At 62.8% G+C, this 19,431-nt stretch carries 16 protein-coding genes and 1 pseudogene; 6 read left to right on the top strand and 11 right to left on the bottom strand.

Annotated features, from left to right (window positions below):
- Nucleotides 1–56 precede the first annotated feature (56 nt).
- The gene (locus A3E1_RS0132960; protein WP_026209070.1) at nucleotides 57–899 is read left to right on the top strand and encodes an LLM class flavin-dependent oxidoreductase; all 843 of its coding nucleotides are present in this window, start codon (nucleotides 57–59) and stop codon (nucleotides 897–899) included.
- A 27-nt stretch (nucleotides 900–926) separates the two neighbouring features.
- Here A3E1_RS0132960 and A3E1_RS0132955 read toward each other — a convergent pair whose 3' ends face one another.
- The 6 genes from A3E1_RS0132955 to A3E1_RS0132930 all read right to left on the bottom strand — a co-directional run bounded on the left by A3E1_RS0132955 (nucleotide 927) and on the right by A3E1_RS0132930 (nucleotide 6,028).
- Nucleotides 927–2,942, bottom strand: coding sequence for a glycosyl hydrolase family 28-related protein (locus tag A3E1_RS0132955; RefSeq protein ID WP_020525093.1), 2,016 nt, complete (start codon nucleotides 2,940–2,942; stop codon nucleotides 927–929).
- Nucleotides 2,943–3,084: 142 nt separating this feature from the next.
- Complete coding sequence (locus tag A3E1_RS0132950) at nucleotides 3,085–3,786, bottom strand: SigB/SigF/SigG family RNA polymerase sigma factor (RefSeq protein ID WP_040392532.1); 702 nt, start codon at nucleotides 3,784–3,786, stop codon at nucleotides 3,085–3,087.
- 251 nt (nucleotides 3,787–4,037) lie between these two features.
- A complete protein-coding gene (locus tag A3E1_RS43320) occupies nucleotides 4,038–4,223 on the bottom strand; it encodes a DUF397 domain-containing protein (RefSeq protein ID WP_020525091.1) in 186 nt (61 codons plus the stop codon).
- Nucleotides 4,224–4,338: 115 nt separating this feature from the next.
- The gene (locus A3E1_RS49265; RefSeq protein WP_026209068.1) at nucleotides 4,339–4,539 is read right to left on the bottom strand and encodes a DUF397 domain-containing protein; all 201 of its coding nucleotides are present in this window, start codon (nucleotides 4,537–4,539) and stop codon (nucleotides 4,339–4,341) included.
- A gap of 32 nt (nucleotides 4,540–4,571) precedes the next feature.
- Nucleotides 4,572–5,459, bottom strand: coding sequence for a helix-turn-helix domain-containing protein (locus tag A3E1_RS43315; RefSeq protein WP_020525090.1), 888 nt, complete (start codon nucleotides 5,457–5,459; stop codon nucleotides 4,572–4,574).
- A gap of 146 nt (nucleotides 5,460–5,605) precedes the next feature.
- Nucleotides 5,606–6,028 carry a DUF6232 family protein gene (locus A3E1_RS0132930; RefSeq protein ID WP_157631887.1) on the bottom strand — a complete coding sequence of 141 codons (423 nt, stop codon included), beginning with the start codon at nucleotides 6,026–6,028 and terminating at the stop codon, nucleotides 5,606–5,608.
- A gap of 227 nt (nucleotides 6,029–6,255) precedes the next feature.
- Between A3E1_RS0132930 and A3E1_RS0132925 the strand changes: the two genes are divergently transcribed.
- The 4 genes from A3E1_RS0132925 (at nucleotide 6,256) to A3E1_RS0132910 (ending at nucleotide 11,380) form a co-directional block, all read left to right on the top strand.
- The gene (locus A3E1_RS0132925) at nucleotides 6,256–7,170 is read left to right on the top strand and encodes an ABC transporter ATP-binding protein (protein ID WP_020525088.1); all 915 of its coding nucleotides are present in this window, start codon (nucleotides 6,256–6,258) and stop codon (nucleotides 7,168–7,170) included.
- Nucleotides 7,167–8,069: an ABC transporter permease gene (locus tag A3E1_RS0132920; protein WP_020525087.1), complete on the top strand. Its 903-nt coding sequence runs from the start codon at nucleotides 7,167–7,169 to the stop codon at nucleotides 8,067–8,069. Before A3E1_RS0132925 ends, A3E1_RS0132920 begins: the two co-directional genes overlap by 4 nt.
- A gap of 68 nt (nucleotides 8,070–8,137) precedes the next feature.
- Nucleotides 8,138–8,383: a hypothetical protein gene (locus A3E1_RS0132915; protein WP_020525086.1), complete on the top strand. Its 246-nt coding sequence runs from the start codon at nucleotides 8,138–8,140 to the stop codon at nucleotides 8,381–8,383.
- A 93-nt stretch (nucleotides 8,384–8,476) separates the two neighbouring features.
- Complete coding sequence (locus A3E1_RS0132910) at nucleotides 8,477–11,380, top strand: glycoside hydrolase family 48 protein (RefSeq protein WP_020525085.1); 2,904 nt, start codon at nucleotides 8,477–8,479, stop codon at nucleotides 11,378–11,380.
- On the opposite strand, the gene A3E1_RS45340 is transcribed toward A3E1_RS0132910, so the two are convergent.
- Nucleotides 11,377–12,591, bottom strand: a complete 1,215-nt coding sequence (locus tag A3E1_RS45340; protein ID WP_051105223.1) for a sigma-70 family RNA polymerase sigma factor — start codon at nucleotides 12,589–12,591, stop codon at nucleotides 11,377–11,379. The genes A3E1_RS0132910 and A3E1_RS45340 overlap by 4 nt on opposite strands.
- 86 nt (nucleotides 12,592–12,677) lie before the next feature.
- Between A3E1_RS45340 and A3E1_RS0132900 the strand changes: the two genes are divergently transcribed.
- Nucleotides 12,678–13,514 (top strand): hypothetical protein, encoded by an 837-nt coding sequence (locus A3E1_RS0132900; RefSeq protein ID WP_020525084.1) that lies wholly within the window; start codon nucleotides 12,678–12,680, stop codon nucleotides 13,512–13,514.
- A 45-nt stretch (nucleotides 13,515–13,559) separates the two neighbouring features.
- On the opposite strand, the gene A3E1_RS0132895 is transcribed toward A3E1_RS0132900, so the two are convergent.
- The 4 genes and pseudogenes from A3E1_RS0132895 to hisN form a co-directional block, all read right to left on the bottom strand.
- Entirely contained in the window at nucleotides 13,560–14,057 is a 498-nt protein-coding gene (locus A3E1_RS0132895; RefSeq protein ID WP_020525083.1) for a hypothetical protein, read from the bottom strand.
- 117 nt (nucleotides 14,058–14,174) lie between these two features.
- On the bottom strand, nucleotides 14,175–17,003 hold the full coding sequence (locus A3E1_RS0132890; protein ID WP_026209067.1) for a glycoside hydrolase family 9 protein: 2,829 nt from the start codon (nucleotides 17,001–17,003) through the stop codon (nucleotides 14,175–14,177).
- Between the two features lie 596 nt (nucleotides 17,004–17,599).
- Nucleotides 17,600–18,520, bottom strand: a pseudogene (locus tag A3E1_RS46480) (hypothetical protein); the annotation flags it as partial.
- Between the two features lie 105 nt (nucleotides 18,521–18,625).
- Nucleotides 18,626–19,429, bottom strand: coding sequence for a histidinol-phosphatase (hisN, locus tag A3E1_RS0132880; RefSeq protein WP_020525080.1), 804 nt, complete (start codon nucleotides 19,427–19,429; stop codon nucleotides 18,626–18,628).
- Between the last annotated feature and the right edge of the window lie 2 nt (nucleotides 19,430–19,431).

Here is a 19,431-nt window from a genome sequence, read left to right as displayed (position 1 = left end):
ACTGCCGAGAATAAGCCCACCCCCTGACAACCGGCCAATCGCTGACAATGGGCACCATGACGAAACTCGGTGCCGTGTTCATCCCGCAGTTGCCTCCGGAGCGGCTGAAGTCGTTCGCCGTCGCCGCCGACCAGTCTGGCCTGGATGAACTGTGGCTCTGGGAGGACTGCTTCCTAGAGAGCGGCATCGCGGCGGCGGGACCAGCGCTCGCGTGGACGAAAGAAATTCAAGTGGGCGTTGGCCTTTTGCCCGTCCCGCTGCGCAACGTCGCGCTGACGGCGATGGAAACCGCGACCCTGCACCGGCTTTTCCCCGGCCGGGTGCACATCGCCGTCGGGCACGGGGTGCAATCGTGGATGGGGCAAGTGGGGGCACGAGCCGCGTCACCGCTAACGCTGCTGCGCGAATCCCTGCACGCTCTGCGTGCCTTGTTGCGCGGCGAGCCCGTCACCGTAAGCGGAAACTACGTCACGCTCGATAACGTCAAGCTGGACTGGCCACCAGCGGAACCTCCGGCGATTTGGGCCGGCGGTCTGGGCCCGAAAACGCTTGCGCTGTGCGCCGAAGCGGCCGACGGCATCATCCTAAGTGGAGGGACGACACCCGCTCAGACTCGTGCGGTGCGGGAGATGGCCGGAGATTTGCCGATCGTGGTCTACATCCATGGCGCGTCGGGTCCTGACGCCGCTGCCCGCCTGGAGCGTGAACGGGTGGGGTGGGGCTACGACTCTTTGGCCGAGCGTTGCGCGACCGGTGACGCTGATGAGTTCGCGGCGTCCTTGCGGCGGTGGGCCGATGCCGGGGCGACCAGCCTGATCGTGCAGCCGACGCCGGACGATCCCGATCAGGAGGGCTTCCTCAACTTCCTTGGCACGCATGTAAAAGCCCGGCTCGGGTGATCCGAACCGGGCTCTTGCGGTGTTACCTCACCACGGTGCTGGAGCCGGCGGCACGACCACCGGCGGCCGGTCATCACAAGTGATGGTGTTCGGGAGTTGCCAGGAGCCGAACCATGGTCCCGTGGTTCCGCCTCCGTCATTGCCCCCGAGATCGATCAGTGCGAACTCCGAGCCTGTGGGCAGCCAGTTGAAGGCGCCGCAGTTGTTGATGCCAACGGCACCAACGTTTCTGGCGTCGACATTTTCGAACGTCGCTGACCCCTTGACTCGTGCGCTGACCACTGACGTGCCCGTCCCGTCCACACGCACGTCCTTGAAGTGAACGTTCGTAATGGAGTACAGGTCTTTCACCGGCCAGTCGGAGACCATCATGATCGCGTTGTACGTGTTGTCGAGGAAGTGATCCCCAGTGACCTCGATATTCGCCTCGATGCTGCGCTCTAGGGCGAATATCCACAGGGCACCCAGGCCGATGTTCCAGTTCAGCTCGAACGTTCCAGCCCGGACAGTGGTGTTGTCCTTCACCGCGATGGTTCCGGCGAAAGGCGTGGCGCTGAACCGTGACCCGAGGTGAATCGCACTGCCTTCACGAATCGGGTCGGCGATCAGGTTTGCCGACAGGGTGATGTCCTTGCCACCGTAGATCGCGATGCCATTAGCGAGCACCGGCGTCTGAATGGTGTTGTGGTCAAACGTGTTGTTCGCGTTTTCCACGTTGTGTGACCACATCGCGAGGGCATCGTCCCCGGTGTTGCGGATGAAGTTGTTGGCGGCCACCGAGTTGGTGACGCCGGTGTGGAAGTTCAGCCCATCGCCGATCTGGTCCACGATGATGTTGTTCGTGACCTTGACGTTCGTCATCGGACCGTCGAACCACAGGCCAACTTTGGTGTGGTGAATGTAGAGGCCGTCGATAGTGGAGTCGCTCATCGCACCACCGATGCCATTCACCTGATCGTCATCGATGCGCTCGCGAACGTCACCCTCGATGGCGAACCCGGACAGGTGCACGTTGCTGCTGCCACCGTCCGCGGCGTACTTGCCATAGAAGCCAACGCCCGTGTGCACGGAGCCATCCGGCAACGGCTCGGGCAGCGTGATTTGCTTGCCCTTGATGATCGTGTACCAGTTCCCGGCGCCTTCGATCGTCACGTTATCGACGACGATGTGCCGGTTCACCTGGTAGGTGCCTGGCGGAAGGTAGACCTTGAGCTGGTGGCGTTTCGCGAAAGCGATGGCCCGGTCGATCGCGTCCGCCGAGTCGCGCTTGCCCGTCGGGTCAGCACCGAAGAACCACACGTTGGCCGCAAGCGGGTTAAGGTGTGGCGCTCCAACGAGTTCCGAGTCGAGCAGGTCGATAACCGTCCATGCGGCATTGCTTCCCGCTGGGACGGTGAGCCGAACCTTGTCTCCCGCCTTGGCGCTCTTGCCGAGCCACAGACGCTGCTCGTCATAGAAGTGGCTGGGGCGGAAGGGCTTGGCGAAAACCGGTGCCGGCGTCGTAGATGCCGGAACGCAGGCACACTCGGTGACCCACCAATCAGGATGGAGCAGATCGGCGTTCGGGTCATTGGAGAACGGGTATTGGTTGTAGAGCCACGCATACTCCGACGTCAGAGTCATTGTCCTGCGTGCTCCACCGTTCACGGTGACGTCCAGTGGCGCCTTGATGCCTCCGCCATTGGGGGCGTCGGGAATGCTGTACCGGACAGTGATCGCGTTCGCCGCCTTCGGCAACGTGAACTCAACATGCTGTCCTGGTGCGAGCTTGACGGCCGACCGTCCCGAAGCCTCTGACGGCAACGTATACGCCGCCCGCTCTGGGCCGATCACCGTTCCGTTGGTCGCCGCCTTTTCCGCTTCTTGTTCAAGGAAGCGAACACTCGCGCCCCGTCCCGCGGACAGTGCCGGGTCCAGCGCCGCCCGGGTGACAGCTGTCGGTGTGCCAGATGTGGCAGCCGCCGGCTGGGCGGCTGCCACACCGAGAAGCACAGCCGATGCGACCCCCAGTGCGGCCGCACGTTGTGCGATGTTCTGTGACATCGAGGGACTCGTTTCTCTGGAGGTGAGCGTGATCAGACGCTAGAACTCCCAGACACGGGTCCGCAAGGTTTCCGAAACGAGTTCGTCAAAAATATCCGATCGGCTGTCCTTTTCTTGCACAAGTACAGCCAAGTTTGTGATGTCAGACTTCGGCGAGCATCCGCCCCCGCAGGATGGTGATGCTTTGGGAGAGCAGCCGCGAAACGTGCATCTGCGAAATGCCCAGCTTCTCGGCGATCTGTCCCTGGGTCAGGTCGCCGAAGAAGCGCAAGTGGAGGATCTTCTGCTCCCGCTCCGGCAGCTCTTTGATGTGCTTGCGCAGGGCATAGCGGTCGGGCACCGACTCAAGGTGCTCGTCGTGCTTGCCAATGAGCTGGCCCAGCTCAGCCGTGGTGCCGTCACTGGAGACCGGGCTTTCCAAAGAGCGTGTCTGGTACGCGGCGGCGCAATTGAGGCCTTCATGCACTTCTTCTTCGGTCAGTCCGAGGTGCGTCGCGATGTCGGCCGGAGCCGGCGTGCGTCCGAGCTGCTGGGTCAGGGCGGCCGTGGCCTTGTTGACCTGCAGGTGCAGCTCTTGCATGCGGCGAGTCAAGTGAAGACTCCAGGCAGAGTCGCGGAAGTGCTTCTTCAGCTCGCCGAGGATGCAGGGGTAGGCGTACTGCGCGAAGGAGACCCCACGCTCGGGGTCGAACCGTTTGGCGGCTTTCACCAGGCCAAGCATGGCGACCTGGGTGAGATCATCGAGATCCTCGCCACGTCCGGCAAAGGAACGGGCAAGACGGGCAGCCATGGGCATATGGTCCGCGATGGACACAGAGGTGCAGGAGGTTTGAACCGGAGCCATTGTTTGCTCCCAATCGTGTGGGGACCAAGCGCAAGTAGGCGCCGTTAAGAAGGTCCATCCATACGAGCCGGTGCACCCGTTTCTTGAGTGCTACCACTGCGGTGGAGGGCTAGCAGTTTTGCCAGCAGGTCCGCCGCTAGGGGTGACCATACATCATCCGTTCGGATATTGGCTAGTCCAGACCTGTCCACAAAGGAGCGACATCGCCGCGCGAGGTGAAACCACCGGCATGGCTGCCGATGGTTTCCTTGCTAGAAGTCGAATTCTCCCGCGAGCAGCCCCGATCTGAAGGCCTCCCACTCCGGCCGGCTGAGCACCAGCGGCCGATCGGGATGCTCAGATTGGCGGACCACGATGTCCGTGTCCATCTCGGCTACTTCAACACAGGCGTTTGACTCGCAGAAGGTGCTCCTGCGGAAGTCGAGATCTTCTGGCACAGCCTTCAACCTGTCCACCCCCCAAGGTGTGTCTGCCCCTCAAGAGTTATGGACGCGACACCGCAGTGACAAGGCCTGTCAGCGTGAATGGCACAGCCAGTTACGTTGTGGTCACTCAGGAATCGAAGTCGCCAGCGCGCACCCCCGCGATGAACGCTCGCCATGAAGGCATCGATATCGGTAAGACCGGCCCCTCTGGGTAGGTCGAGTTTCTAATGACGACGCCCGCGTTTGCGCGCTTCACCTCAAAGCACGCGCTCGATTCGCAGTAGGTGCTGCGCAGCCACCCTGTCGCGTCGGCCTGTTCTGTTGTCACTGGTGTCCTTTCATGGCCGGCCCTGGCGTCCCTCAGCCGGATTCCCCAACACGCTGGCGCATCGCCTTGGTGTGCTGGCGAATGAGTTCCATTGATTGTTCTGGCGTAAGTGCCGCCTGCCAGAGGTCTTCGAAGCGGCCGCGATAGAGCCGGATTTTGTCCGGCGCTTGTTCCACCTCATCCTTGAGATAAGCCTCGCGATAGAGGATGGCGTTTTCTTCGTCGCCGAGGTCGATCACGATGAAGGGGTTAAGCATCGCTAGCTGAGCGCCTGCGGCTAACGGCACGATCCGTGCCGTGAAGTTTGGACGGTTCATGAGTGTCACCAGCTCATCGAGCTGATCGGCCATGATCTGAGGGCTGCCGACGCTACGCAGCAGCACCGATTCGTCAAGCACGAGAAGGTAATCCGGCGGATCGGGCCGGTCGAGCACCTGTTTACGGCGGCGCATGCGCACCTCAAGGCGGACCGCCCGGATATCTTCGCTGAGTTCGTCTTGCCAAAAGTCAATGATGTGGCGGGCATATTCAGGCGTCTGCACGAGCCCAGGCAACAACGTCGGGTGGAAGTGCCGGATCATGGTCGCTTCGTTCTCAAACGCGAGATATTGCAGCGTCGCGGAATTCAGGTGCTCGCGGATCTCGGGCTCATCCCACCAGCCCTTGCGGCGGGATCGCTTCGCGATCTCCTGCAACTGCGACTTTTCCTGGGCATCGTCAATGCCAAGGTAGGAAAGGAGAGCGAGTAGATCGGTGGTCGAGACGGCGACGTCTCCGCTCTCGATTCGCTGCACTTTGGACAGTGACCAATCGAGGGCATAGGCGACCTGGCCTTGAGTGAAGCCGACATCCTCGCGTGCCTTCCGCAACGCGAGTCGAAGCCGCCGCCGAGCGACCGCCGGCGATTCACCTGAGGTCATATTCAGCCTTCTTGAAGATCATCGCCGGACCTTCGTCTCCACTAGCTCCCGCAGATCGCGCAATAGCAAAACGACATATGGCAGCTAGTGGAGGAGATTACACCCACCCAACCGGGTGCGGCAGGACACGCCAGTGACAATCTTTGTCAGCCTTCGATGGCCCTGATCAAAGCCCGTCTGATCTGGCCAAGGGTGCGTGTGTCTGTCGTTCGTAAGAGGCAAACCATCTTCCCCTGGTGCAGAGCGCGCAGCTCGTGGGGATGCTCCCGGCCACGCAGGCAGCCTCGCGACAGTCCAGAAGAGACAGCCAAGACACCCAGGGCCATGGCGGCGACCATGCCTGAGCCCGAGACTTGCCAGGTCACCACGGCGATGGGTGCCGCCGCGCCAATGAGCGCTGGGGACAGCGAATCTGACTTGCCCAGCACAATGTGGATCGTCTGCAGTTCGTTTAGCCGGAACCATTGGTGCACAGGGGAAAATGACTCATACACCTGATCGGTAATGATCGCGAATTCCCCGCGGTAGAAGACCTTCATCTCCTTCCATATCCCTCCGTGATCGGCCATTGCGAGGAGGGTGGAGATTGCGAGACGATAGCGGGCACACGGTCATAACCCTCCTCGCAAGGGGTGAGACCTCTGGCGGCACCTGGCTGGCACCGGGGGCCGCCACTTTTTCTCAGTATGGATAGGCCTGTCGATGATCGGTAGAACCGCAGAATGCCATATTGCACTCTGAGGCACTGAAGTCTGCTCCGCCGCAGGAGGTTGACTAAGCAGGTAGCCTGCCCTGCATGACCTCAACCGCAGACGGGCAGATCGTCGTCTCGGGCCTGACCAAACATTATGGGCGGGTTCGAGCCGTTGATGATCTGTCGTTCACGGTCCAGCCTGGCCGGGTTACCGGCTTCCTGGGCCCCAACGGCGCAGGTAAGACCACCACTCTTCGTATGGTTCTCAACCTGGTGACCCCCACCTCGGGTGCGGCGACGATCAGCGGGCAACGCTATGCCGATCTTGCTGACCCCATCCGCCATGTTGGTGCGATCTTGGAAGCGTCCAGTGCGCACAAGGGACGCAGCGGCCGTAATCACCTGCGCATTCAGTGCGCGGCTGCCGGGCTGCCGTTGACTCGCGCCGACGAAATGCTGGAGCTAGTGGGTCTGACCCCTGCCGCTAAGCGCAAGTTCCGGGGCTACTCGCTCGGCATGCGCCAGCGTTTGGGAATCGCGAGCGCGATGCTCGGCAACCCAAGCGCGCTTATCCTCGACGAGCCAGCCAATGGTCTTGACCCTGAAGGCATTCGCTGGATGCGTGATCTCCTCAGGCATTTCGCCAGCGAGGGCCGGACCGTGCTCGTGTCCAGTCACCTGCTGGGTGAGATGGAACAGCTCGCTGACGATGTCGTGATCATCGCTAGCGGAAAGCTGGTCGCTCAGGGTGCGGTCGACGACGTAGTGAAGGGAATGTCCACAAGCGAGCAAGTTCGCGTCCGGACTCCCGACGCCGACAAGCTTGTCGCGGCACTGGGCCCAGACGCCAAGTTCTCCAAGGACAATGGCGTGCTCATGCTCAGTGGCGTTTCCGCCCCTGAGGTGGGAGCCGCGGCCCTGCGGGCCGGTGTCGAGCTGCACGAGCTCGTGGCTGAGCGACGCGACCTTGAAGATGTGTTCCTGGAGCTGACTGCGGGAAAGGCGGCTATCCGATGAGGCTGATCCGCAGTGAGTTGATGAAGATCCGCACCACCAATGTGTGGTGGATCTTTGCGCTGAGCATCCTTGCCTTCAACGTCCTCATGTTGCTCATCTGGACGTTTGGTTACACAGGCGACCGGCTGAGGTCGGCGAAGATGCCGATGGAGCAGATGTTGCCGCCGGCCTCGGAGGTTCCGCCGGAGGAATACGAGCGGATGCGGCAGGAGATCCTCGCCTCGCGCGACATCGACAAGATCCTGATCGACGGTGCGACCCAGATTTACACGTCGGGCCAGTTCTTCATCCTGCTGTTCATCATGCTTCTTGGCGCCATTTTGATGACGAACGAGTTCTTCCATCAGACGGCGACGACGACGTTCTTGACGACGCCGCAGCGCACCAAGGTGATCCTGGCGAAGTTCGCCGCCATCGGGTTCTTCTCGGTCATCATCTGGGCGGTTACGACCGCGGTTTCCGTTGGTGGTGGGGCGGCCTATCTCGCTTCCCAGGGATACGGCGCTCAGCTGGGCGAATGGCAAGTGCAACGGCCCATTTTGATGAACCTGCTGGCGTTCGTGCTGTGGGGGATTCTTGGCGTTGGCCTGGGTGTGCTTCTGCGCAGCCAGATCGCGGCTGTGGTCGTCGGGGCCGTGGCCTATGTCATTGGCTCGCAAGCGGTTCAGATCGCGGCGTTCCTGGTCTACGAATACCTGATCAAGAAGGACTGGGTCATCCAGGCCATGGTCGGCTGGCCCTCCGTCGCCTCGCAAGTCATGATCTCGCCGGACGCGTTCATGGGCGCTGGCATCGTGGCGGCGCCAAAGTGGTGGGTCGGCCTGCTCGTCCTTATCGGCTACGGCCTGTTCTTTGGTGTCATCGGCACTTTGATCACCCGGAAGCGGGACATCACGTAACACCTGACCGGGGTGCCCGTTAAACAGGGCACCCCGGTTTGTGCTTTCCGTCGTATCGAGGAGGCACGATGCAGGTCACGATGAACGGCCCCGAGGAAGACCGCGAGCGCAGGCGAAAGACGCTGTTTCGGCTCGGCCCGCCTGATCAGCAAGGCGGAATCACGCTCGTTGAGGCGGTTGTCTGTCTGCTCGCGGTGGTGGCCTTCGTTGGCGCGATCAAGCTTTTGGGCTACCGGGCTGATGAGGCGCTCACTTTCCTTGGGGCCGCGGTCATGCTGGCCGGAATGATCGCGACTCATCGCGCTCGCAAGTAGACAGTGGGAGCGCTTCCATGACACACTGAGGCCGGAGCCAGCGCGCGCGACGGGTAGGGCAGAACCCGTTCCCCTTTGCGCGAGGAGTTCTTTGTGTTCTCAAGGAAACGCGCGGTCCTGGCTATCACCGGCCTCCTGGTATCGATTGGCATCGTCCAAGCGGGGCCAGCACACGCCGCGACCGCATGTGAAGTCGTGTATGGCGCTAACCCGTGGACCGAGGGTCCGACCACGGGTGGATTCACTGCCAGCGTCACGATCAAAAACGTTGGTGACCCATGGACCAGCTGGTCGCTGGGCTTTACCCTCCCGAGTGGACAGACGTTCACGTCAGGCTGGTCGGCGAACTGGTCCGGCACCACAGCCCTGACGGCGACGAACATGCCGTGGAACGGCACCATCGGGACCGGCGGTCAGACGTCGATTGGTTTCAATGGCAAGTGGACGGGCAGTTTCACTGGTAACCCGAACGCGTTCACGATCAACGGCGTCCCCTGCACGGGCGCTAACACGCCACCGACCGTGAGCATCACCAGCCCGGCCAACAACACGCACTACACGGCACCCGCCTCCTTCGCCATCAACGCGACGGCGACGGACGCGGCACCGGGCTCGGTGTCCAAAGTGGAGTTCTACCGCGACGGCCTGCTGCTGTCCACGGACACCGCATCGCCTTACTCGCACAGTGTGACGGCGCTGCCGGTGGGCACATATGTGTTCCAGGCCAAGGCGACCGACAACCAAGGCGGCACGGCGACGGCACAAGTCACCGTCGTGGTCGATCCGTCAATGGCACCGTCTATTCAAGTCACCTCCTCGGCGGTAAGTGTTCCCGAGGCGGGCTCTACGACGGTGGGGGTCAAGCTTTCGGCGGCCCCGACGGCCAATGTCATCGTGGCTCTCGCGCGCAGCGCGGGCGACACCGACATCACGGTCAGCCCGGCGACGCTGACGTTCACGACGGCGAACTGGAACACCAACCAGACCGCGACCATCGCGGCAGCCGATGACACCGACACACTGGCTGGCAGCGCGACGATTCTGGCCAGCGCGACCGGATACACCGCCGCCACGATCACGGCGACGGAATCGGAGAACGACGGAAACGTGTACGCGGCACGCTTCCTGGAGCAGTACAACAAGATGAAGGCACCCGCCAACGGCTACTTCTCGCCTGAGGGAGTGCCTTACCACTCGATCGAAACGCTGATCGTCGAGGCACCGGACCACGGTCACGAGACGACCAGTGAGGCGTTTAGCTACTGGCTCTGGCTTGAGGCCTACTACGGCCGCCACACGCAGGACTGGACCCGGTTCAACCAAGCGTGGACGACGATGGAGCAATACATCATCCCGTCCGCGACGGACCAGCCCAACGCCGGTGCCGCGGGCACGCCTCAGTATGCGGCTGAGTTCAACCAGCCCTCGTCCTACCCGAGCCAGCTGCAGCCCAGTGTGCCCGTGGGCGTTGACCCACTGCGCAGTGAGCTGACGAGCACCTATGGCAACGGCAACATCTACGGCATGCACTGGCTGCTCGACGTCGACAACACCTATGGCTTCGGCCGTTGCGGCAACGGCACCACCAGGCCTGCCTACATCAACACGTTCCAAAGAGGACCGCAGGAGTCGGTGTGGGAGACCGTGCCACAGCCATCTTGTGACAACCTCGGCTTCGGCGGGCCGAACGGCTACCTCGACTTGTTCATCAAGGAGAGCAGCGCACCGGCGCCGCAGTGGAAGTACACCAACGCGCCAGACGCTGACGCTCGTGCCATTCAGGCCGCCTACTGGGCGCTGCAATGGGCCACCGAGCAGGGCCAGCAGTCGCAGATCGCTTCCACCATCGCCAAAGCGGCGAAGATGGGTGACTACCTGCGTTACGCGATGTTCGACAAGTACTTCAAGCGCATTGGCAACTGCGTTGGCGCCTCAACCTGCCCAGCTGGTACGGGACGCGACTCGGCGCATTACCTGATGTCTTGGTACTACGCGTGGGGTGGCGGGCTCACCTCGGCGTGGTCGTGGCGCATTGGCTCTAGCCACAACCACTTCGGTTACCAGAACCCGATGGCCGCATACGCGCTGACGCAAGTGAACTCGCTCAAGCCGTTGTCTCCCAACGCGAACGCCGACTGGACGAACAGTTTCAACCGGCAGCTGGAGTTCTACACCTGGCTGCAGTCCGCTGAGGGCGGCATCGCTGGCGGGGCGACGAACAGCTGGGAAGGTGCCTACAACCAGCCTCCCGCGGGGACACCGACGTTCTACGGCATGTTCTATGACGTGAAGCCGGTTTACCATGATCCGCCATCGAACCAGTGGTTCGGTATGCAGGTCTGGTCGATGCAGCGCGTGGCCGAGCTCTACTACGCCACGGGCAACACGACCGCTAAGGCACTGCTCGACAAGTGGGTGCCGTGGGCGATCGCGAACACCACCGCGAGTGGCTCGAACTTCGCGGTGCCCAGCGAGCTGGCGTGGACGGGTGCTCCGGCGACGTGGAACCCGTCGGCACCGGTCGCTAACACCAACCTGCACGTGACGGTCACGAGCACGGGCCAGGACGTCGGCGTCGCCGGCTCCTTGGCGCGCACGCTTTTGTTCTACGCGGCTAAGTCCGGCAACACGGCCGCCAAGAACATGGGCAAGGCGATCATCGACGCGCTTTACACGAAGGCTGAGTCAAAGGGCATCTCCACCACGGAGACGCGCAACGACTACGCCCGCTTCGATGACGTTTACAATTCGAGCACGGGCCAGGGCCTCTACGTTCCGTCCACGTGGACCGGGGACATGCCTAACGGTGACATCGTCGCCGCTGGCAAGAGCTTCCTGGACATCCGCTCGTTCTACCGCGCCGACCCGGACTTCCCGAAGGTGCAAACCTTCCTCAACGGCGGTCCGGCACCATCGTTCAACTACCACCGGTTCTGGGCACAGTCAGACGTAGCGATGGCCTTCGCTGACTTCGCCACCCTGTTCCCGAACGGCTAGGCACAGGGATTGTTCTCAGTGATGGCGCTGGTGCGGTCTACGGACCCATCAGCGCCATTCGCCTTTATCCACCACGTGATTTTCAGCGACGACAGTCCGCTGCCGGAGCCGGAGGCCTCCACTTTGGACGGTTTGATGTCCATCGTGTCGAAGTAGATCGGCCCGGAACCCGCTTGCCACAACAGGATCGCTTGAGTGATTGGGCTGTTGGATGTCGCCTGGACGGTCAGCGAATAGTGCCCGTTGGATAGGCACCTGAGGCCGATGCCCGCGGTCACGTTGAAGGCGGCGGGCGGCTTGGGCGATGGTTTATCAGGAGATGGCTGCGCCGACGGCTGCACGGGTGGCAGCGCGCTAGGCCGGCTGGTGGCTTCGGCAGACGGGCCGAGACTCGTCATCGAGGTTGGCATGTCCGGTGGGCGAGGCGATTGCGGACGGGCCAGTGCGGCCGGAATGCCGATGAGGAGCACGACGACGGTCGCGCCTAAGACATATTTGCCCACGCGCCTTGGCGGGGCGGGTGGCCGGGAAGACTCAACGTAGACGAGGAACGGCGTCGCGGCGTACCCGGAAAGGATCGCAGCCGGATCCATGCGCCGCTGGCGCTGGCCGCTGCAGGTCACGCAACTGTCGATGTGCCGGTGCAATCGCTTGCGCAGCAAAGGGGTGAGCTTGCCGTCCCAGTCGCCGAGGAGTTCCGCGAGCGGTTCGCAGACCCGGGGTGCGCGAGCGACAAGTAAGACGCCAAGGCAAATGCTCACCTGCGCCCGGGCGCGGGCGATCCGGGCATTTGCATGCTTGATAGAAATGTCCAGGACAGTCGCAATGTCCGTTGAGGACAGTCCGTGCCGCACGGACAGTTCGATGATCTCGCGGTCGTTGTCCACAAGTCCGCCGTAGGCGGCCCACACCAATTCGCTTAGCTCAGCGTGACGTAGATCTGACAATGAATCCTCATGCGGCACCGGTGGAAGTGTCTCGACAGGAAAGATCCGGCTGCGCCGGCGCAGGTGCCGCAACGCCTCGCGACGCGTGATCGTGTAGAGCCACGACATGAGCCGGTCCGGATCACGCAGTTGTCCCGACCGCTGACTGGCCAGCACGAATGTGTCGTGCACGGCGTCGGCGGCGCTGTCGTGATCGCCCAGAATGCCTCTGGCATAGGTAAAGAGGCGGTCAGCGTAAAGCCTGTAGGCCTCCTCCAGATCCATGGCAATGAACCTTAGAGAAAAAGTGTTGTCCCCGGCTAGCTAGCCGTCTCCTATCTGGCACACGCTTCAACAGATGGGAGAACGCAATGCGATCACGGCTCATGCTCGCCGCTTTCGTGGCTGGGGCCGCGGCTCTGCTGGCACCCACGCCAGCGTCAGCCGTTGGCGGCATGGAACTCAAAAGCGCCCAGAGCGCGCTTGACTCCGTATCGGAGAAGTCAGCGACCGCGTCGTGCGACGACGGCACACGGGTGCTTGGTGGCGGTGGCTTCCTCGAAGGCGGCGGCCGGCTCGTGCACTTCAACCGCTTGCAGGCGCTGGGAAACACCGACGACTTCGTGGCGACCGCGGTGGAGCACGGCACGTATGCGGGGAACTGGCGCGTGCACGCCTATGCCATTTGCGGCAACGCCCCGGCCGGCTTGGAATACATCAGTTTCTCCGCGGCGTCTGGCTCAGCGGACTTCAAGTCAGCCACGGCGACATGCACCGGCAGCAGGCAGCTGATCAGTGCGGGAGCAAGGATTCTCAACGGGGATGGCCAGGTCATCATCGATGAGTTCTATCCCAACGCCGGGCTGACCAGTGTTACCGCGACCGGTTATGAAGACGAGACCGGATTCGCCGGTAACTGGACGATCCTCGCCTACGGTGTCTGCGCGAATCCGTTGCCTGGACTGGAACTTAAGTCTGTCCCCTCGGCACCGGTCGACTCCTCCGACGACGCGATTGGGGTGGCCTGCAACGGCACCAAGAAGGTCCACGGCCTCGGCGGAATGATCGACGGCGGCCAGGGCGAGGTCATCTATGGCGGCATCTACCCGTCGGCCGATCTCACCCAGGGTGTCGTTGTCGCCATTGAAGAAGGCAATGGGCAAGCCAGCAACTGGTGGTCGCGCGTCTACATCATCTGCGCGACCTGAGAGCGGTGGAGGGCCGCTCACGTGGCGGCCCTCCACTATGGACGGTCAGCAGCCGCCGCAGTTGTAATACAAGATGTCCCAGTGGTTGCCTTCATCGGTGTAGAGGTTGCCAGCGCCTGAACGCCATTGGTAACCCCAGCCGGAGATGTAGCCAACGTAGGTGAAGTTGTTGCGGATGTAGTTGCCGACACAGGTGTACTTGCTGATGTCGATTTTCCAGCCGTTCCAATGGCTGTAGGTGCCGCCGGCGTGACCGGTCTCGGTGCCGCCGGTGACGTTGATGGCACAGCCGCTGGAGCTCTTGAGCGTTTTGATCCCCGAGATCGTGGTCTGGCGGATCTGCTCAAACGAGGTGCACGTGGGGTTGTTGCGGTCGCTGCAGTTGCCGCTGGACGACCAGGTGATTCCAGCGTTGCGCAGCTGCGTGGCGGCTTGGGAATGGGTGAGTTTCGTGGCCGCTTCGGCTGGGCCGCCCAAAGCTGCGAGCAAGGTGGCAGTGGTGCCGGCGAGCACGATAGCGGTGCGCTTGAGGATGCGGAGCATGGGTTCTCCTGGGGGTTGGGAGATATTTTCATGCATCGCGAAGCAGTGGAAGATATTTACCACGACAACTGAAGGTGGCGCTAGCTCAGAAAGCCAGCGCCGCCAAAGTTTTACAAACTAGCTAATGGTGCAAGGTGCGTTGTTAAGGGTGAAGGCCGCCGGTTCCGGGTTGGTGCCAGACCAGGTGCCATTGAATCCAATTTGGGTACTAGACCCCGGCGCGAGCACACGGTTCCAGTCCAGATTCACGGCCGAAACGTTGGCTCCCGACTGCGACCACGTCGCCGACCAGCCTTGGGTGACGCTCTGACCGCTAGCGGGGAAGGCGAACCGTAGCGTCCAGCCGTTGATAGTGGACGTTCCGGTGTTCTTGATGACCACCTTGCCGGTAAAGGCGCCCGGCCACTGGCTTTCCACGACATAGGACACGTCGCAACTGCCGCCGCCCGTGGGCAGTGTCGTGAACGTGCCGGGGCTGGAGACGACCGACAGGTTGCCCGCCGCGTCACGTGCGCGGACTGTGTAACTGTAAGCCGTCGCAGGCGTCAAACCAGTGGCATTGAAGGAGTTGGTCGTTGAGGTGCCGACCTGTGTTCCGCCGGTGAAGATGTCGTAGCCGACCACGCCAACATTGTCCGTCGAAGCTGTCCACGTCAGCGTGGCTGATGTGGACGTGATCGCTGACGCCACAGGGGTTCCCGGCACGGTCGGTGCGACCGCATCGGGTTCGGGGGCCAGCGTCGTGACCGTGAGCGGACCCGAGGCTGAGCTCACGTTGCCAGCCGCGTCCCGTGCGCGCACGGTGAACGTGTACGAAGTGGACGGTGTCAGCCCGCAAACCTGCAACGATGTGGTCGCCGTGGTTCCGGCTAGCACCGTGCCGCGATACACGTCGTAGGCGGTGACGCCGACGTTGTCGGTGGCGGGGCTCCACGACAGGTTCACGCAGGTTGACGTGATGGTGCCGGCGGTCGGAGTACCAGGTGATGTTGGTGCGATGGCATCTCCACCACCTGGCGCGTCACCCCAAACCTTGGTGGCGCCATCCCAGAGGGTGATCTTTGCGTTTCGGCCCATCGTGGCCTGGTAGGACCAGTCGTTGGCCGGGTCCCAGGTGCCGGAGCTCGTGATGCGGAACTGCACTTCCCGCCGCCAGTCGGACTGGCCCGCCGGTGCGATAGCCTGCCCTGCGCACGAAATCGTTACGTAGTAAGTGTTTCCGCTTACCAAGGTGGGGCCGGTGGGAGTCGAGCACTGGTTGTAGGCGGCGCTAAACGAGATCTGCGACGGCGTGGTCGTGCCGTCGAGGGTGAAGTAGTAGCGGAACGAGCCCTGGCTGAGCACGCGAGCGGGCCACGCCGACTTGTTGTAGACGAGCGCTTTGATCTCGGTGAAGTTGCTGCCGCTGGCCGTGTTGAGGCCGGACTCGACATACATCTCAGCGTCGTCGGGCTGTTCCGTGACCGGGAAGTTGGCCAGCGGCGTGCCGCCGTATTCGGCATACATGCGCACCAGCGCCGAGGACAGTCCGCTGTTGTAGTCGGTGGCGACCTCGTTGGCCTGGAAGTTGCCACGATCGTCCACATAGGTGTCGTTCGCGGCACCAGGGCCGCCAACCAAGGCACCGTAAAGGATGTGGCGGTTGTTGGTGGGGCTCTGCAGGCTGTCCGTCCACGAGCCGTGGCCGGTCCGGTGGTGCGGGTTGATCGGCGGATTGTTACCGAAACCAATCATGTACGAACGGTTCGACGGATTGCTCCCGAGGATGTAGTTGATCTGGGAGACGCCAAAGTCGTGGTAGCGGGCTTTGCGGGTCGCGTCGGTGACGTAGTCGGAATACAGAAGAGCGATCCAGGCCGTATTGGCGCTATACCGCAGTGATCCCCACTGTTGCAGCCACGCTTGACCCCCGGGGGAGTACGTGATGCGCCCACCGTTGACGCCAACGGTCCAATAGTCGAGCCAGCGGTTCGCGTCGTCGATGTACTGCTGCTGTCCTGTGAGCTTGGCCATCAGCACATAGGAGCCGTAGGACTTGTCGTCCCAGTCGTGGGTCCACTTGTAGGAGCGGGTGGAAGACTGCGGCTCGGTGCCCAGGTTGGCATAGTAGGACTGGGCTTTGGTCAGGTAGCTCGCCTGGTTGGTCGCCCGGTAGAGCCAGATCGCGCCCCACACGAGTTCATCGTTGAAGCCACTCCACGAGTTGTAGAAGGACGAGGCGTCAGTGATGCACTCGGAGTACTTCTTACGAACCGTGTCAGCGAACGAGTAGAGCTGAGTCGCGTGCGTGACGAGAGTGTCCGCATAGGACGGATCGGTTGGCCGGAAAACCATCGAGCTGGCCGCCATCGCGGCGGCGGTTTCCGCGGCAAGATCCGTGCCACCGCAGCTCGCGTCAATCTTGTGCGACGGCCGGGCCATCTTCATGACCTCGGCTGGTCCCCACCAAGCGTGGTCAGGACCGCCGCTGCCAACCTGTCCATAAAGGACACTTGGTGCCGGGTGTGCCTTGATGAAGTAGTCGTTGACGAAACGCAGGTTGTTCAGCAGGTGCGTGAGCTGGCCGCTGGCTTGGTAGGCGCTGCGGTACTCGACCGCGCCCCACGCCAGCATGGTCGTCGTGCTGGCCATCGGGAAGCCGAACTTCACGTGGTCGCCAGCGTCGAACCAGCCGCCGGTCAGGTTGAGGCCGACGTCGCTGCCGTCGTTCACGGCACTGTTGCCGCGCCAGGACACCCTGTTCCATGCGGGTTTCGGGCCTGACTGCTGCGCCTCGTAGAACCAGATCGACTTCTGTAGTGCCTCGGCGTAGTTATACGGCGGCGCGGCGGCGGCCGGCTGAATAGCACTGAACGTTGATGCCGCGAGGACGGCGGCAAGGATGAGCCCAAGTTTTCTCTTGGACACTACGATTCTCCTGTCCGGGCAAGCCGCGGGCCATGCCATGGCACGCGGTCGGACCGATGGGCGGGTGCGGCAACACCCGCCCATCCCGTTTGCCATAGCGTTAGCGCGGCAGAATTGGGAGCGCTTCCATCGAAGCGTAGGCACAAGGTTACGTGCTTGTGAAGTCCCGGAGTCCCGTTTAGCCGCCCCGGCTGGGATTAGTCGGCGTTGACCGGCGAGTGATGCGGCAGCCGCTGCCCGTTGATGGCGCCTGTGTGGCCGTTCGTCACGTGCCCGTTCCCGGCGGTGTGGGCGAATTCGGCGGTCGGCTCGTCAAGCGCTTCGTGCCCATTGACTGCGGACTGTCCATTAAGGACGGAGTGCCCGTTGGAGCCGTGGCCGTTGCCGTTGGGCGAAGGAAGGTAGGTCGAATGTCCGTTAAGCGCGGGGTGTTCCGCGGTCACGTCGTGAGCTGGGGACCGGCCGTTGACGACGGAGTGCTCGGCCGTCTCGTCTTGCGCCGAAGCCGTTGCGAGCTGGGCGGCGATGGCGGCGTGGCCGCTGATGAGCGTCGGGCCGGTCAGGGCGTCAAGCAGATCCGGCTCGGGCGCGGGGCGCGAGAGCGGAAAGGGCAGCGCGATCGTCTCGTGCGTGCGTCCAGTAGTGCACGCCTCGGCCGCCGCGGGCATCTCGACCAGGCCGCGTGCCTCGTGTTCAGGGAGCCCAGGAACCGTGGCCGACCGGTATTTGAGCGGCAAAGGAGCTGGCTCTGCCACGAGTTCGTGCTGTGGTTCGGCATAACGCGTCAGCAGGATGACCGCGCCGAGGGTGACGACGAAGCCGCCAGCGGCCAGCCATTCCATCCCGGGGCGGATTTGGTCGCCCAGCAGAACAAGCCCGATGACCGCCGCGGGCACGGCTCCAGCCGCGTCCATCCCGGCCACGGCCGCGTTCGTTGATCCGCGCTGCATCGCGAGGCCGAGCAGCAGCTGCCCGGTCAGCGAGTGTGCGATCACGAGATAGAGCAGCGGATTGAGCAGGAACTCCATGATCGTGTGCGCGCCGGCGAGCGGGCGAGCCGCGATAGCGGCGGAGGAAAAGCACAATCCCGCCACGGAACCGAGCACGACCGAGGCGAGCGTGCCCTTGAGCCGTGCCGCGAAGACACTGGAGCCCGCGATCACCACCAGCGCGACGACGAGAAGCAGGATGCCCAGGGTGCCCAGCTCTGAGCCGCGCGACGGCTCGGCGGCGCCCGCGAGCGCGCCAATGCCCACCACCACCAGCGTGAGAAGCGCGATCTCGGCTATGGGCAGCTTCCACTTGAGCAACAGCACCCCGAGCAGGGCTGTCACGCATAAGCCCGCGGTGACGGCTGACTGCACTAGGAACAGGGGCAAGTCGCGTCTCGCGGCGAGGGCAAAAAAGAAGCCGAAAATCTGGCAGAGCAGACCGGCCAAATACGTTCGGTTACCAAACAGGCGCAAGAGCAGACCGGGGTCAAGCGTTTCGGTGGTCTTCGTGCTCGTCGCCGCGATGGATTGCAGCAGGTTGGCGATGCCGTACGCGGCGATCATGGCAGCGAGAAACCACCAACCTGAGGAAGACACCTCCGAAGCTTAAACCCTTACGGGTCGACTATGCCCCACCCACCAGCGGCGTAACTGCGTGGATCACTCTCATTACAGAGCGTGAAGACCCGAAGGGGTGAGTCGCTCAAGCACGTCTGTGTGCAGCTGTCCGTTTGTGGCGACCGCTGAGCCACCGCCGACGCCGGCCCTCCCTGATAGATCAGAGAAGGTGCCACCAGCCTCGGTGACGATCGGATAGAGCGCGGCCATGTCCCACAGCATCAGCTCCGGCTCGACCATGATGTCGAGCGCGCCCTCGGCTAGCAGCATGTAGCCGTAAAAGTCGCCATAAGCCCGGCTTCGCCACGTCTTGCGCATCAGATCGAGGACCGAGGACAACCGCCCGGTCTGCTCCCAGCCATCCAGGGACGAATAGCAAAAGGAGGCGTCCGCGAGGCGCCGCACACCCGAGACCTTGATCGGGCTGGCGTTGGCTTGATGGCGGCCAGCGAAGGCGCCTAGGCCACGAGCCGCCCACCACCGCCGTCCGAGCGCCGGTGCCGAGACGAGCCCGACGACAGGGGTGTCACCTTCGAGCAAAGAAATCAGAGTGGCCCAGATGGGTACTCCCCGGATGTAGTTCTTTGTGCCATCGATGGGATCGATCACCCATTGCCGGTTGGTGTTAGCGCCCGTGCTGCCGAACTCTTCGCCGAGCACGCCATCGCGGGAACGTGTGCGGGCGAGGGTCGCGCGCAAAGCCTTTTCCACCGCGGTGTCGGCGTCAGAAACGGGACTCAGGTCTGGTTTGGACTCGACGTAGAGGTCCAGTGCCTTGAACCGCTGCATCGCGATCGAGTCAGCGGTGTCGGCCAGCACATGGGCTAGCGCAAGGTCGTCATCAAGGCGGGCCATGG

Source organism: Catelliglobosispora koreensis DSM 44566 (assembly GCF_000379685.1).
In the GTDB taxonomy this organism is placed as follows: Bacteria; Actinomycetota; Actinomycetes; order Mycobacteriales; family Micromonosporaceae; genus Catelliglobosispora; species Catelliglobosispora koreensis.
The sequence above is the reverse complement of the archived record's forward strand: the minus strand, read 5'-3'. Positions and strand labels throughout refer to the sequence as shown.

What these genes read in the sequence shown, in the direction of transcription:
- A3E1_RS0132915 (WP_020525086.1), top strand. Translation starts at nt 8,138, where the DNA reads ATGCAGGTCACGATGAACGGCCCCGAGGAAGACCGCGAGCGCAGGCGA.
- A3E1_RS0132925 (WP_020525088.1), top strand. Translation starts at nt 6,256, where the DNA reads ATGACCTCAACCGCAGACGGGCAGATCGTCGTCTCGGGCCTGACCAAA.
- A3E1_RS0132950 (WP_040392532.1), bottom strand. Translation starts at nt 3,786, where the DNA reads ATGGCTCCGGTTCAAACCTCCTGCACCTCTGTGTCCATCGCGGACCAT.
- A3E1_RS0132895 (WP_020525083.1), bottom strand. Translation starts at nt 14,057, where the DNA reads ATGCTCCGCATCCTCAAGCGCACCGCTATCGTGCTCGCCGGCACCACT.
- A3E1_RS0132960 (WP_026209070.1), top strand. Translation starts at nt 57, where the DNA reads ATGACGAAACTCGGTGCCGTGTTCATCCCGCAGTTGCCTCCGGAGCGG.
- A3E1_RS0132900 (WP_020525084.1), top strand. Translation starts at nt 12,678, where the DNA reads ATGCGATCACGGCTCATGCTCGCCGCTTTCGTGGCTGGGGCCGCGGCT.
- A3E1_RS0132920 (WP_020525087.1), top strand. Translation starts at nt 7,167, where the DNA reads ATGAGGCTGATCCGCAGTGAGTTGATGAAGATCCGCACCACCAATGTG.
- A3E1_RS0132890 (WP_026209067.1), bottom strand. Translation starts at nt 17,003, where the DNA reads ATGGCATGGCCCGCGGCTTGCCCGGACAGGAGAATCGTAGTGTCCAAG.
- A3E1_RS0132930 (WP_157631887.1), bottom strand. Translation starts at nt 6,028, where the DNA reads ATGGCCGATCACGGAGGGATATGGAAGGAGATGAAGGTCTTCTACCGC.
- A3E1_RS0132955 (WP_020525093.1), bottom strand. Translation starts at nt 2,942, where the DNA reads ATGTCACAGAACATCGCACAACGTGCGGCCGCACTGGGGGTCGCATCG.
- A3E1_RS45340 (WP_051105223.1), bottom strand. Translation starts at nt 12,591, where the DNA reads ATGGATCTGGAGGAGGCCTACAGGCTTTACGCTGACCGCCTCTTTACC.
- hisN (WP_020525080.1), bottom strand. Translation starts at nt 19,429, where the DNA reads ATGGCCCGCCTTGATGACGACCTTGCGCTAGCCCATGTGCTGGCCGAC.
- A3E1_RS43315 (WP_020525090.1), bottom strand. Translation starts at nt 5,459, where the DNA reads ATGACCTCAGGTGAATCGCCGGCGGTCGCTCGGCGGCGGCTTCGACTC.